This window comes from Agrobacterium sp. K11 (genome assembly GCF_059429395.1).
The window spans coordinates 119,830-132,784 of the sequence record NZ_JCAHRB010000014.1; the positions used below are offsets into that span (position 1 = coordinate 119,830).

Genomic DNA, 12,955 nt, shown 5'->3' on the forward strand with positions numbered 1-12,955 from the left:
CAAGGACGCCTCGTTCCTTGGGTTGGCCCACGATGTGCGCCGAGCATATGAGCGGCAGCGTCAAATTATTCAGCCGCCTAAACATTTTTGAAGAAATCGGCGTCCGATATGGCGTTCGGATCCTCTGGCCTGTCCTTTGGCTGCAGCATAGGCTGTTGAAGCGATCTCTCGCGTTTCTCGACGATAGAGCTAAGCTATCAATTATGCGTTGGAGGCCGTCATCGACGATGCATTGCGCGAGGATTTTGGCGCGCAGGCAGGTATATCATCGGTCTCTGACAGCACCTTAGTCGAGCACAGCCTGCAGTATTTGAGATGATCGACCGCCCAAGGGGATATTTTCTTCGTGGACGAAAGGGCAACGGAAGGCCGGCTTTGCGCTGCTCATTTCAATTTTCGATCAGATCTGTGACCGCTTCTACCCAATTCCATTTAAGAACAGCGAAAAGAACCTGCTATCTTCAGGAAAATTCGCCGCCTGGAAAAAATCAGGAGCGGGATCCTACAAACGGTCTCTACCCTCGTGACCGCCCTCCTCTGCCGACAGGCAGAAATCTCTCTGCTGTCCCTCCAGATAAGCAGGCTTTCTGAAGTTCTCCCCATTCCAATTTTAGTAGGTATTTCCGCTGCAGATGCCCGGCTACGAAGGGAATATTTCGAAAGCACGTAACGGGCGCAGCGAGGGTTCGATCGTTCTGGTGGCTCTGGTAGTCAAATTCCTCACTTGCCATGTGCTTGGAATATTCTGATGAGCTGCCTTGGCTGGCCGATGGGTCTTTCAAACGACACAGACCGTCGAAGAGCGCTGTCCATTTTCAGTCCATCGGCAATCCGATCGATACGTTCGCTAGACAAGTGTGTTTTTTCGACTGTTCTTTTGCGCCGTCGTGTAGTTGGCGCGAAAGCTGATTGTTGAGCGAACCCAGGTCGCTTTCATGGCGGCAAAAGCCGCATCAACCTGAGAAAAATGCTGCCTTTTCAAGAGAAGCGCCAGGACGCAATCAACGCGGTGTAGACGGCTCCGGAAAAGGCTATACTTCGTCGGACGTTTTCCTCGGCTAGACCCCGGTGCCCGGCCTTTAACAATTTTGCCCGGGTCAAAACTGATTTAATACCCTGCCAGGCTCGTTCCCTGGGGCCGTCACGGGCGACAAAGGCTTTCACGCGCCCTGAACCGCACCGCCGGCTTGAAGCCGCAGCCCGAAGGACTGACCCGACAAGAGGCGACTTTTTTCCGCTGATATCTGTGAACGGGCAGAATTGATCCGTAAGTACAAGCAGCGAAGGCGTGAGCGCATCATCGATGATTTTGCGACAGTTGATATCCCAGGTCCAAGGGCGAAAACCTTGTCAGCTGACAAGGTTTTGGAGACGCGGCTCTGGCTACGGATCAGCTCATCTTCAAGAAGCCCAGATACCAGATCTTCAGTTGTCGCGACCGCTAAAGTTCGCCCAGCTACCAGCGTCAGCGGTTTACCACGCTCGCTACCGACAACCTTGTCAGCTGACAAGGTTTGCAGTCCTCCATCAACTTCAACGGTCGACAATCATCCCGAGGCAGGGGCGGGGGGGGCAGGGGGGCAGGGGGCAGGGGGCAGGGGGAGGTTGATCTCATGCAAAACCCTCACCGCACCCAGACGACCTACACCAAGCGACAATATCCACTCGAGCAGGGCAGGGACGTGGACAACCGTCATTCCTGATGCATTTACATCCGAGCCCGTAAGCTGCCGCAACAGACGGATCTGATTGTGCTATGACAGAATGTGCATTTCAGTGTGAGGATAACTTCTGCTGCTCGATCCCTCGACCCAAGGCCACCAACAGCGCGCGTGGGGACGGAAACTATGAAATCTGACCGCAGAGATAAACTAGGCGTGAATGCGGGGAGGGGCGAGGGGCTCAACAGGCTGCGACAACACATTCTTCTAGGCTACAAACCTGATTCCGTAGTTCGACTAGACTCGCGCCTAATGGCCGCCAAGTTCGATTGCCCAACCCTGAACCAAAACAAAGACCGGTGATCTGTCATGGCGATCATACGGCGAGCCACAGGGCACCTGTGCCTCGCAACGGAAACTTTCGCGCCGCACGGGTCTATTAACGGCGCCGCTGAGCGGGGCAGGGGGAGTCCGACAAAGGCTTCTTTAAAACTGTTCGGCTACCCGCCGAAGAATTTTCCGGGACTTCATATTGAGCGTTGTCAGATGAACCAGCGGATCGATGTCGCCAACCAATGGAACCTCTACCGATATCGTGGCATGGCCAGCAACTTTGTTTAGCAATTGGCTCAGCCCCAATATGCCATCACCTGGCGCCAACCGTCCTGCCCGGGCCTCGGTCATCATGTTTTCTGGACGCTTGGGTGCCGGCCCCACTACGTCACAGAGTTGCACGTGCCGTACGATATCAGTTTTGATCTCGTCAATGTTTCCGCCATTTCGAAAAAAATGAATGGCGTCGACCAAGACACCTGCATTGTCTTGGCCGGACGCCGTGACCAGCGCACCAGCCTTGCTGTAGGTGTTGATAGTGCGCCAACCCATGTTCTCAACGTCGACAGCCAGCCCATATCGTGCGGCAAGCTGGCAGAACTCCGTCAAATTGCCGATTAGCCGTTGCAAGTCGACATCGTCGCCGCATGCGGACAGGCGCTTGGCTCCAATATCGGCGGCGGCGGCAACGATGTGTTCGACGAGGGCAGCGTTAAAGTCCGGGCCGATAATGAAAAACTCGATATCAAAAACGTTGATGCCTTCGCTGTCGAGTAGAGTTCGAAACTCCATTGCATCCCTGCTGCCCTGCGGCAGCTCGTAATAGGGTGCCCCAGGGAAAGCGGGATGCAGCCGAAGTCCTACGGAATTGAAGCCTGCGACTGCGGCATGCCTGACGAACTGCTGGGGCGGCAGTTGGATCGCAGAGAAATGGGCGATGCCGACGGGCGGCTCTTTCACCGCATCGGTCATCGCACAACTCCGGTACTAGCCAAATGATCAAGCAGGTTAGCGCCGGTGCGATGGATGTGCTGACGAAGCTTGTCAGTCGCGTAATCGCTGTCTCTCGCCACAGCGCCCTGAGCGATTTCACTATGCTCCTGGCTGACATTTCGATCGCCTGAAGTCTGGGTCAGGAATTTTCTGCGATATCGATCATTTAGATTGAGTAGGGTCCTGCAGAACTGCAGGAGAAGCGGCTTTCCGCAGCCCGAAATAAGGGTTAGATGGAAGTCGCGATGCGCCATCTCCCAATATTCGAGAGTTTCCGGCTTGTTCGCATCACGGTCGGCACGGTTGAGCTTGTGAAGCGCGCGCATGACATTGCTTTCCCACTCCGCGTCACCAAGCCTAATCGACTCTTTCAACGCGAAAACCTCCAACTCCTCGCGAAGACTCGTGATCTCTTCCAGATTTGCCAGTGATACTGGCGCGACCCGGTAGCCGCGATTGTCTTCAAACTCTACAAGCCCGTCGGAAATCAAGCGCGCAAGGCCTTCGCGCAAGGGGCTGAGGCTCACATTGAATGACTGTCGCGCCTTGTCGAGATTGATCTTGCTGCCAGCCTCCAGCCCTCCCGAAATAATTGCTTCGCGCAGCCGGAATGCCAGTTGGCTTCCAATCGTATTCTTGCCGTCATCGGCAAAGTCACCATTTCCAGCTTGCTCGCTGGGTGCGTCGGGTGAGGCACTCTGTCGCTTCATAAAACCTCCCACACGAATGTCGCGCTTGGTTGATGGGCGATATTATAAACGATTATTATTGTCAACGAATTTGGAGTTCTCCACCATAGTATGACAGGACAATTCAGCATATCGAGAGAAAAAAGCTTCGATATCAGCTATTTATCTCACACTTTTGGAATTTCACAAAATCCTGACGCTGGAGGCGTTGATGAGCGCTTGACAGATAATCGATTATTTACGTATCACTCGAGCGTTGGGAGGTAACGATGGTGATCAAATCTGAAAGGGACTTAACGCCCGCCGTGATTGCGGCCATGGGCCAGACCTCTGATCCAAGGATGCGGGACATCCTGATGGCTCTGGTGAAACATCTCCATGCTTTCGTTCGCGAAGCGCGGCTGACCGAGGTGGAATTCCGGGAAGCGACTGCTATTCTCAACGAGATCGGCCAAATGCAAACCGACAGTCATAATCAATTTGTCCTCATGTCCGGCTCACTTGGCGTTTCGTCCCTTGTCTGCCTGCTCAATAATGGTGACAAGGGGCAAACAGAGACTTCACAGTCGCTTCTTGGACCATTTTGGCGCCTGAATTCTCCAAGAGTTGAAAACGGCGGCACGATCATCCGGTCCTACACGCCCGGTACGCCGCTTTTCGTCCATGCTCGTGTAATCGATCGCGAAGGCAATCCGATATCTGGTGCCGAAGTCGACGTCTGGCACGCATCCCCTGTCGGTCTTTATGAGAACCAGGACCCAGATCAGGCGGAGATGAACTTGCGCGGCAAATTCACGACGGACGGGGAGGGACGTTTCTGGTTCCAGACAGTCAAGATGGTTGGTTATCCCATCCCTGTCGATGGCGTTGTCGGACGCATGCTCAAGGCTCAGGGCCGTCATTCTTTTCGACCGGCACATTTGCACGCGCTGATCTTCAAGCGGGGCTACAAGACGCTGATTTCGCAGGTTTTCGATCCGAGCGATCCGAATATCGAATCCGACGTTCAGTTTGGCGTGACTGCGGCACTCACCGGCGATTTCATTCGCCACGACGAACCGCATCCAACCAACGGAGACATTCAGGCGCCGTGGTTCTCGCTCGACTACACTTATGTCATGGAAGCAGGCGAGGCTCTCTTGCCGCGCCCGCCAATCAAATAACGTTATTTGGAGCCGGATAATGATTACCGAGGAACAACGCCAGTCAGCAGCCAGGGCCATCCTGGAGGCCGAAACCACGCGGACTCCCATTGTCCAACCCAGCAAAACTTATCCCGAGCTCGAAATTGAGGATGCGTATCGCATTCAGGCGCTTTGGGCCGAGTTGCGTGTGTCGCGCGGCGCGCGGATTGTCGGTCACAAAATAGGTCTGACGTCTCGCGCCATGCAAATGGCATCCAAGATGACCGAGCCGGATTATGGGGTGATACTGGATGATGCGCTCTACAATGATGGCGCGCAAATTAATGCGGATTTGTTCATCGAGCCGCGCCTGGAAGTCGAGTTGGCGTTCGTAATGGGTGAAGACCTGGAAGGAGCGGGCACCCGTATCTATGACGTCATGCGCGCGACGGAGTTCATTCTGCCTGCGCTCGAGATCATCGATTACAGAACCGAAGTTCCGCGTGCGATTACCGACACAATCGCCGACAATGCAGCCTTCGGAGCAATCGTCGTGGGTGGGCGGGTGATCCGCCCGTTTGATATCGACATACGCTGGGTCGGAGCAACTCTGTCGAAAAATGGCATTATCGAAGAGTCCGGGGTTTCAGCCGCGATCATGGGTCATCCGGCCGCCGGCGTTGCATGGCTGGTCAACAAACTTCATGCCGTCGGCGGCGGCTTGAAAAAAGGTCAAATCGTCCTTGCGGGCTCATTTACGAGACCGGTCGACATCATAAAGGGCGATGTCATTCAGGCTGATTATGGGCCAGTTGGCTCGATCGGCGTCTCTTTTACGTGAGGTTGAGATGGATCTTCCAGTCAATAAATTTAAAGCGAAACTGCAGGCCGGGCAAAGCCAGATAGGACTTTGGTGCGGGCTTCCAGGGAGCTACGCTGCCGAAATCGTGGCGCCAGCCGGGTTCGATTGGCTGTTGTTTGATACCGAACATTCCCCCAGCGACGTGCTGACCGTGCTGCCACAATTGCAGGCGATCGCCGCTTACGATGTCGCGCCGGTGGTGCGCCCAGCTGTCAACGATCCAGTGCTGATCAAGCGATTCCTGGATATTGGTGTACAATCTCTTCTAATCCCCTTTGTTCAAAATGCAGACGAAGCGAAAGCCGCTGTGGAAGCAACCCGCTATCCACCGAAAGGAATTCGAGGCGTCTCGGCCCTTACGCGTGCCACACGTTTCGGCAGGGTAAAGAATTATGCCCAGCAGGCGGAGGGGGAGATTTGTGTTCTCGTTCAAGTCGAAACGCGGGAGGCTATTGCTCATATTGAGGCCATGGCATCGGTCGAAGGGGTGGACGGGATATTTATCGGCCCGGCGGATCTCGCAGCCAGTTTCGGCTATCCGGGACAACCAGGCCACCCGGAAGTGGTCGAGGCGATTGAAAATACGATCGCATTACTCAAACGGCTCGGAAAGCCGACAGGAATACTCACGCCTGACGAGAAGTTCGCAGCACGTTGCATGGAGTTGGGAACGCTGTTCACTGCCGTCGGTGTCGATGTCGCATTGCTGGCGCGCGGATCAGAAGCACTGGCGGCCAGGTTCTCGAAACAGTTGTAGACATTCGAGCTTCCGGGCACTTCGTCACCGAACTTGCGCCTATGGCCGTGAACCGATTGGCATGTGAGAGCGATGTGGCCATCCGATCCAAACGCGTGCCAACTCGCATTCGAGGCCGAGAGCGGTCCGACCGTATCGGTGTCAACAGTCTTTCCATCCAGCCTGATAGCCAGGATGCACCGGCGCGCGGCGGCGTATCGCTCCTGATTGAGGAGCCCTGTATCACGTTAGCAGCCGGCACAAAGGAGGCGAGGCTGCGTCAAAAAGACCATGCCTGTCGATCTTGTAATTGAGTTCTTAAAGGAGCATTTCGGATGTGTCCTATGCAAAAGCATAGACAATTCCAAGCAACAGACTGGAAGTACTCGAAATGGCTGACCTGGAATGGGTAGACTTTTTCCCAATAGTTTTCTTGCCGTTCAAAATTATCGTACTGGGCATTGGCATGTACTACGCCATCAAGTGGCATCACGATCAGGCTAAGAAAGATAACGAGGCCAAAGGAAACTAAGCGCCGACAGGTGTCAACCTGCTTCAATCCACATTGGTTTGGAAGCAGAATGGACCTTCTTCAAACCCGCCTCGACGAAACGTAGGGGGCGATTTGCGTAGCAGGAGATCGAGCATAGACCTCGCCTCACGCACCTGGCCCAATAGATTATCCGCAAGCCCTTATCCATGCATTTATTTGACCAGCCCCGCCCGTAACAAGGTGGGGCTGAACTAATTTCTCTCGACCGGGCGTCTCTGACGGTAAAGTCGAGGCACAGTTTGAGAAACGTAGCGGGTAAGCGCGGCTTAAAGCAGTGGCACGCGAGTCGTGAAGCTTACTTGCTCAGCGTTTGCGCGATAAGATCGAGACGCCATCTTCGCACTTATTGAATCCGATAATCCGTCAGCTGCCATCATGGCCGACGAACGGATCGTTTTTGCAGCTCTTCGCTTGAGCGCCCGTTAACAAAATATGTTTAGGGCAAGTGGTTAGCTGTCGATCGCTGCCTCGTGAATGGAGAGCTGCAGATTGTGGTGCTGAGCGATAGACGGGCTTGCAATAGCTCATTTATGGCAATAATTATGAGTTATAGAGAGGGATTCTATAACTCATGGAATGGAACTGGCGAAACACTGATTGGCCAAACTTCAGGTGCGACACCGCAAGCCTGGTACCGCTGGAGCAGAAATTCCTGCAATCAGCTGGAGAGGTTATCGGTGCTGTCCGGCATTTCAACGAGGACGACAGCAACCAACTTCGCATTGAGTTGCTGAGCGACGAAGCGGTCAAGACCTCAGAGATTGAGGGGGAATTTCTGGACCGCGTGAGTGTCCAGTCGTCACTCCGCCGACAGTTCGGGCTAAACACTGATGATAGACAGATCCGCCCCCAAGAGCGGGGGATCGCCGAGATGATGGCAGATGTCTATCGAAGTTGGCATGGGCCGCTGCGTCATGAGGGACTGTTCCACTGGCATTCAATGCTGATGGCGGGAAACCAATATATTGAAACGGTTGGGGCTTACCGCACGCATGAAGACGCCATGCAGATCGTGTCAGGTCGATTGGACAAGCCCACCATCCACTTCGAGGCTCCCCCGTCGCGCCGGGTTGCCGCTGAGATGGAGACCTTCATCACATGGTTCAATCAATCAGGGCCAGATGGCCAATGCTCGCTTCAAGCTTTGACGCGTGCCGCAGTAGGCCATCTTTACTTTGAAAGCATACATCCGTTTGAGGATGGCAACGGGCGAATTGGACGCGCGCTCGCCGAGAAATCCCTAGCGCAAAACATAGGGCAGCCAAGCCTCATTTCACTCGCCTTCACAATCGAGAAACACCGGAAGGCCTATTACTCAGAGCTTGAGCGGCATCAGCGCACGCTCGATATCACCGACTGGGTCATTTTCTTTTCAGAAACTATCCTGGATGCTCAACGGGCGACGCTTGAGCGCATAGATTTCTTCATTCAGAAAGCAAAGTTCTATGATCGTTTTCGGGGCCAGCTAAACGATCGGCAGGAAAAAGTAGTCGCGCGCATCTTCAAGGAAGGCACGGCAGGCTTCAAGGGGGGGCTAAGTGCCGAAAACTACATTTCGATCACAGACACCTCCCGCGCTACAGCAACACGCGACCTTCAGCAGCTCGTGGAGATTGGCGCACTGACGCGTACGGGTGAACGTAGGCATACCCGGTACTCGCTGTCATTGCAGAAATAAATTGCCGCTAGTCCAGTGAACTCAACCAAAGTCATTATCTAGGTAACCGATTGTTCGATTCCGCTCTCATCAGGTTTTTCGGAAGGACGCCGGCCGGTAATATCCTTCTCACCGGAGATGCGCGGGGCGATCACATTCTCATTGGCCTCGAACAGAGCGGTGCTGTCGCGACAGGTGCCGCCCACCACCTTCGCCTTCTCAAGGTCTAGCACCACGGCAGCGATAGAAACGTCACGAAAAACTACTTCGAACGCCTGCCTGCTGACATCTATCTGCTCTCGGCGAACGGCAAACATGGGAATCCGGACCAGGAGGTCCTGGCGGTGATCGTTGATGTCGCAAAGGCTGATCAACGCGAACCGCTCATAGTGGTCACTAACGAGGCGCCTTCGCTCGAAGGGCTACGCCAGAATCGCTCTCCTTCGCAATTCGGTTATGAATTGGTCGTTCGAAAGCCAGCCAACCACGCTGTCGTGATCGATCTATTGCAGGTAACGTAGCCTGACGTGCCGCCTTAGAAATGGTCAGGGGCGACTGCCAGATATCGGTCATGGCTCATAATCGGGCTCAGATGCAGAGAATAGCAAGCGTAATCTCCGAATCGCTACCGCACACTCATATTGACCGATAACGCGAGTTACATTTGATGTTTCGTTCCCGTGCCTAGAAATTTTGTGGCGATGAGAAAATAAAAACAAAGGCGTCCTTGGTTCCTATCCTTTCAAGAGCTAAATCTAGCAATTATTTTAGATTGCGTTCCCTCGGACAGGATTGATGATTTCGATCCCGTGAAAATCTCGTTCATTATCGGTGACAACAACGCAGCTATTGGATTGGGCGATGGCAGCCACAATCATGTCCAGCGCACTACGCGGGCGGCCGGTTGCCCTTCCTTGTGCCATCAGCTCTCCCCAAACGAGGGCTGCCTTCTCGTCAAACGAAAGGATGCGACCTGCGAAGAGTGACAGCGGCCCCTCCTTGCCTCCAAACCAAGTTTCGAGATCGGTTCGCTTTTTACCCGCCGGCTTCTCGAGTATCCCTCGGTGTATCTCGGCGATAGTGAGCGACGCGATGAACAAATCATGGTCAACTTGTACAGCCATCCACGCCAACAATGACGCTGAAGGCTCTGGTTTCGTGATATTGCTGAGAATGTTGGTGTCGAGCAAATAGCGCATTACAAATCGATCTCGCGACCTTCTTCGCGTGAACGGGGTGTGTCGAGATCTGCTCCAACCAAGGGTGATCGGCGAAGTGCCGCGAGAATCCCTCCCTTTTTCGGCGGCTCTCCAGCGAGAGTTTCGCTTACAAAGGCTCGTAGATTGGCTGCTTCCGGGCCATCTTCGGCCAATCGGCGCGCAAGTGATCTAATCAGGCTGCGATCACTATCGCGCCCGAGCACCTCAAAACGAGCGAGACCGCGATCGCCCAGGCGGCTTCTATAATTCTGAATTGCGCGTGTCTGAGAGCTAGCCATCTGATCCTCCAGATATTTCCAGTAATATAGCTGGATATCGAGGTTTCGACAAGTCGTCAGGAGGAATGATATTGGCGCAGCTAGAGAGCTAGGTCCTGTTGACAAAGTCAGGTAGCCACATTTTGACTTGCTGCCAAGGCAAGGAATGCCTCAAAGGACTTTCGAGTTTTGTCGTATCTAGTAGCGACTCGCCGAAACTGTTTTAGGCGATTAAACATTCGCTCAATGCGGTTGCAGTCTCTGTTAGCTGTGTGTAGTCGCAAGAAGGTGGGGATTTGCGGTTGGCTTTTGGTGGGATGACGGGCCGAATTCCGTGGATCAGTGGTTCTTGCATACTTCGAGCGATATCCGGCGCCGGAAAGCCCACAAGATCTTACCGAGCACAATTGCGTCAACCTGCGTCTTCCCACTTCAGGTGGGCTTTACGCCTGGGAATTTCGGGAAAATAGTCGCGAATTCAGTGTTCGCGTCGATGGTCAACTGGTTTACAGCAACAATAGCTCGGCAATCGATGCTGCCCTCGACGGGATGGGCCTTGCTTACGCGCCGACAGATCTCGTTAAAGGGTATATTGACAAGGGCCAACTGTGGGAGGCAATCAAAGCGTGGCGCCCGACGTTTCAGGGCTATCACCTGTATTACCCCAACAGACGCAATCACTCTCCCGCATTTTCAGCATTCGTTGATGCGTTCAGGTTCCGCTTTGGAGGGGCCTAGCGAAATTCTGAATTAGTAGGCCAGCGGTTCAATTCCCATCAAGGCGCTGGTAAACAAAGCAAGTGTTCGCATTTACAGCGGCATTGAATAGGGATATGATTTATCCTTAATTCGTTGCCGAGCACTCGCATGATCCTTAAGAGCCAAGTCGAATGGGCGTTACATTGTTGCGCCATTCTCTCGGGCCTTCCCGAAGGCCGATATCTTTCAACCAAAGCGCTTGCTGAACTGCATGGGCTCCCGAAGGAATACTTGTCAAAAGCGCTGCAGAGCTTGTCACAAGCTGGCCTTGTTCACACCACGCTTGGCCCATCCGGCGGATACCGCCTTGCCAAGGCCGCGAATGAGCTGACCTTCCTTGATGTGGTTGAAGCTGTCGAGGGTAGCGGTCGAACCTTTGTTTGCCAAAACATCCGGGCCAATAATCCTTGCCGTCCGAAAGGCCATTGCGAGAGCGGACCCTGCGCGATTGCCCGCATCATGTGGGAAGCCGACGAAGCGTGGCGTTCCGCCCTTCGAAAGGTGACGTTCGCGGATCTTGGCACGATCCTGCAACAGGAAATCACCCCAGAAATCTGGTCCGGGACCTTTGAGTGGGTTCTGAAGCGCGCCGGCTAAGCTCGACCCGATGCCTTATTCAGCGGCGAATTCTCTACGATCCCAAGATAACTTTGTGCGGGCATCGCCAGTGACAGGCCGTGAGTTGCACAGCGCTGATGGACCGTATCGATAACCTCGTTGCGCGCCGGCGTCCGGGCTGCCGGGGCCGTGACCCGAAACTGGAGCTCCACATCGATTGCGATCGCGTCGATGCCCTTGAGTGCGACAACCGGAGCCGGTGACTGGACGATGCACTGACACGTCTGCAACGCAGACTTCAGGATTGCCTCGACCTCGGCTGGTCGACTGTCGGAGGTGACACGGATCGGCAGGATAACAAGGTGGCTCTCGTCTGGTTTTGTAAGGTTGGTCAGGCCGACTTTAGCGAGCGTGCTGTTGGGAAGCACGACGAGATTGTTTGCTGGTGTCAGAACCTGCGTCGATCGCCAATTGTTCTGAACGACATGTCCTTCGGTGCCATCGGCCAGCTGAATCCAGTCTCCGATCGAAAAAGGCCTGCCGAGCGTCAGTGCGATCCCCGAAAACAGATCACCGAGCGTATTCTGCAACGCCAGGCCCAAAATAATCGCTACGACACCGGATGTGGCAACCAGAGTGCCGATCGGGGCACCGAATACAAAACCGACAATCGACAGCGTAACGCCGAGATAGACCGCGGTAACGATGAGATCCTGGAGCAGCCGCGCTTCCTGCGGGCGGCGATCAAGGACGATGTAAAGGCGGATGAAGCCAATTGTTGCCCAGGCAAGATGAATCCACCACAGGACGCGGGCCGCAGTGCCCATATAGAGCGCGAACCCATCGGTCTCTCCGGTGATTACGCGGTGTGGCGGTATGCCGCTCACAACGAACGCTGTCGTCATGCAGGCGAAGAACAGGATCTGGACGATCAGGCGGGCCGTCGGCCTATGCTGTCCCTGGAAATGCCATACAAGAATTCCGAGCACGCCGAGGAGATCGACGGCTAGAAAGGCCGGCATCAGCGAATTATAAGCCATTGCGGGTCCCTTGCCTTGAAAAGAAGAAGGACCGGGGCTGCTCTAGCACCCGGTCCCTGACTGGTTTCATTTCTTTATCGGATAGGTCAGTTCCGTCTGGGTGGTATCAACCACGAAGACGGCAAGAAGTTTAGCGGGCTTAGTGTCGCTCCCGTTCTTGCTGACGCCGTGCCGGTCGCCTGGATATTCCGAAAAGCTCTCGCCGGCTTTGTATTCTTCTACAGGCCCATCATTGACCTGGCTAAGGACGGAGCCTTCCAGCACGGTCGCATAGATGAAAGCCGAATCCGGATGGGTATGGGCATCGGAGAAGCCACCCGGACCATATTCGACGAGTACGCCCTTCATGCTCTTACCGGGTACGTTCGGCAGTTCGTGTTGATAGACGAGTGTCACCTTTGAGGCGGAGCCGCCTGAGGTGTCGTGAGCACCGGCCGTACTTGTTATGAGAAAGAATGCGGCGAAGGCCGCAAGGCAGGGTCTGATCATAGTGTTGTTCCTGTTCAAATGAGC

At 54.4% G+C, this 12,955-nt stretch carries 14 protein-coding genes and 2 pseudogenes; 7 read left to right on the top strand and 9 right to left on the bottom strand.

Annotated elements, in window-relative coordinates; genetic code table 11:
- Nucleotides 1-1,160: 1,160 nt before the first annotated feature.
- The 3 genes from AC5SEO_RS24100 to AC5SEO_RS24110 all read right to left on the bottom strand — a co-directional run bounded on the left by AC5SEO_RS24100 (nucleotide 1,161) and on the right by AC5SEO_RS24110 (nucleotide 3,697).
- A complete protein-coding gene (locus AC5SEO_RS24100; RefSeq protein ID WP_162694978.1) occupies nucleotides 1,161-1,547 on the bottom strand; it encodes a hypothetical protein in 387 nt (128 codons plus the stop codon).
- A 600-nt stretch (nucleotides 1,548-2,147) separates the two neighbouring features.
- Nucleotides 2,148-2,966 (bottom strand): sugar phosphate isomerase/epimerase family protein, encoded by an 819-nt coding sequence (locus tag AC5SEO_RS24105; protein ID WP_112286124.1) that lies wholly within the window; start codon nucleotides 2,964-2,966, stop codon nucleotides 2,148-2,150.
- Nucleotides 2,963-3,697, bottom strand: coding sequence for a GntR family transcriptional regulator (locus tag AC5SEO_RS24110; RefSeq protein WP_076845622.1), 735 nt, complete (start codon nucleotides 3,695-3,697; stop codon nucleotides 2,963-2,965). The genes AC5SEO_RS24105 and AC5SEO_RS24110 overlap by 4 nt, the downstream gene beginning before the upstream one ends.
- Before the next feature lie 248 nt (nucleotides 3,698-3,945).
- Between AC5SEO_RS24110 and AC5SEO_RS24115 the strand changes: the two genes are divergently transcribed.
- The 5 genes from AC5SEO_RS24115 to AC5SEO_RS24135 all read left to right on the top strand — a co-directional run bounded on the left by AC5SEO_RS24115 (nucleotide 3,946) and on the right by AC5SEO_RS24135 (nucleotide 8,629).
- Nucleotides 3,946-4,839: a dioxygenase family protein gene (locus AC5SEO_RS24115; protein ID WP_112286123.1), complete on the top strand. Its 894-nt coding sequence runs from the start codon at nucleotides 3,946-3,948 to the stop codon at nucleotides 4,837-4,839.
- Between the two features lie 19 nt (nucleotides 4,840-4,858).
- Complete coding sequence (hpaH, locus tag AC5SEO_RS24120; RefSeq protein ID WP_112286122.1) at nucleotides 4,859-5,641, top strand: 2-oxo-hept-4-ene-1,7-dioate hydratase; 783 nt, start codon at nucleotides 4,859-4,861, stop codon at nucleotides 5,639-5,641.
- A gap of 7 nt (nucleotides 5,642-5,648) precedes the next feature.
- Nucleotides 5,649-6,419: a 4-hydroxy-2-oxoheptanedioate aldolase gene (gene hpaI / locus AC5SEO_RS24125; protein ID WP_076845624.1), complete on the top strand. Its 771-nt coding sequence runs from the start codon at nucleotides 5,649-5,651 to the stop codon at nucleotides 6,417-6,419.
- A gap of 370 nt (nucleotides 6,420-6,789) precedes the next feature.
- Nucleotides 6,790-6,930: a hypothetical protein gene (locus tag AC5SEO_RS24130; protein WP_003518781.1), complete on the top strand. Its 141-nt coding sequence runs from the start codon at nucleotides 6,790-6,792 to the stop codon at nucleotides 6,928-6,930.
- 592 nt (nucleotides 6,931-7,522) lie between these two features.
- Complete coding sequence (locus AC5SEO_RS24135; protein WP_076845625.1) at nucleotides 7,523-8,629, top strand: Fic family protein; 1,107 nt, start codon at nucleotides 7,523-7,525, stop codon at nucleotides 8,627-8,629.
- Between the two features lie 38 nt (nucleotides 8,630-8,667).
- Here the strand turns inward: AC5SEO_RS24135 and AC5SEO_RS24140 are convergent, their stop codons facing one another.
- The 4 genes and pseudogenes from AC5SEO_RS24140 to AC5SEO_RS24155 form a co-directional block, all read right to left on the bottom strand.
- A complete protein-coding gene (locus AC5SEO_RS24140; RefSeq protein ID WP_127966549.1) occupies nucleotides 8,668-8,925 on the bottom strand; it encodes a hypothetical protein in 258 nt (85 codons plus the stop codon).
- A gap of 450 nt (nucleotides 8,926-9,375) precedes the next feature.
- Nucleotides 9,376-9,807, bottom strand: coding sequence for a type II toxin-antitoxin system VapC family toxin (locus AC5SEO_RS24145; protein ID WP_035200718.1), 432 nt, complete (start codon nucleotides 9,805-9,807; stop codon nucleotides 9,376-9,378).
- The gene (locus tag AC5SEO_RS24150; RefSeq protein WP_035200721.1) at nucleotides 9,807-10,106 is read right to left on the bottom strand and encodes a hypothetical protein; all 300 of its coding nucleotides are present in this window, start codon (nucleotides 10,104-10,106) and stop codon (nucleotides 9,807-9,809) included. The genes AC5SEO_RS24145 and AC5SEO_RS24150 overlap by 1 nt, the downstream gene beginning before the upstream one ends.
- 88 nt (nucleotides 10,107-10,194) lie before the next feature.
- A pseudogene (locus AC5SEO_RS24155) lies at nucleotides 10,195-10,428 on the bottom strand (transposase); the annotation flags it as partial.
- A gap of 38 nt (nucleotides 10,429-10,466) precedes the next feature.
- Here AC5SEO_RS24155 and AC5SEO_RS24160 point away from each other — a divergent pair.
- Together AC5SEO_RS24160 and AC5SEO_RS24165 are read left to right on the top strand one after the other, a co-directional pair.
- Nucleotides 10,467-10,823, top strand: a pseudogene (locus tag AC5SEO_RS24160) (LysR substrate-binding domain-containing protein); the annotation flags it as partial.
- Between the two features lie 129 nt (nucleotides 10,824-10,952).
- Nucleotides 10,953-11,441 (top strand): RrF2 family transcriptional regulator, encoded by a 489-nt coding sequence (locus AC5SEO_RS24165; protein WP_077122503.1) that lies wholly within the window; start codon nucleotides 10,953-10,955, stop codon nucleotides 11,439-11,441.
- Here AC5SEO_RS24165 and AC5SEO_RS24170 read toward each other — a convergent pair.
- Entirely contained in the window at nucleotides 11,438-12,442 is a 1,005-nt protein-coding gene (locus AC5SEO_RS24170; protein WP_077122502.1) for a mechanosensitive ion channel family protein, read from the bottom strand. The genes AC5SEO_RS24165 and AC5SEO_RS24170 overlap by 4 nt on opposite strands.
- Before the next feature lie 66 nt (nucleotides 12,443-12,508).
- Nucleotides 12,509-12,931 (bottom strand): cupin domain-containing protein, encoded by a 423-nt coding sequence (locus tag AC5SEO_RS24175; protein WP_077122501.1) that lies wholly within the window; start codon nucleotides 12,929-12,931, stop codon nucleotides 12,509-12,511.
- Nucleotides 12,932-12,955: the final 24 nt, after the last annotated feature.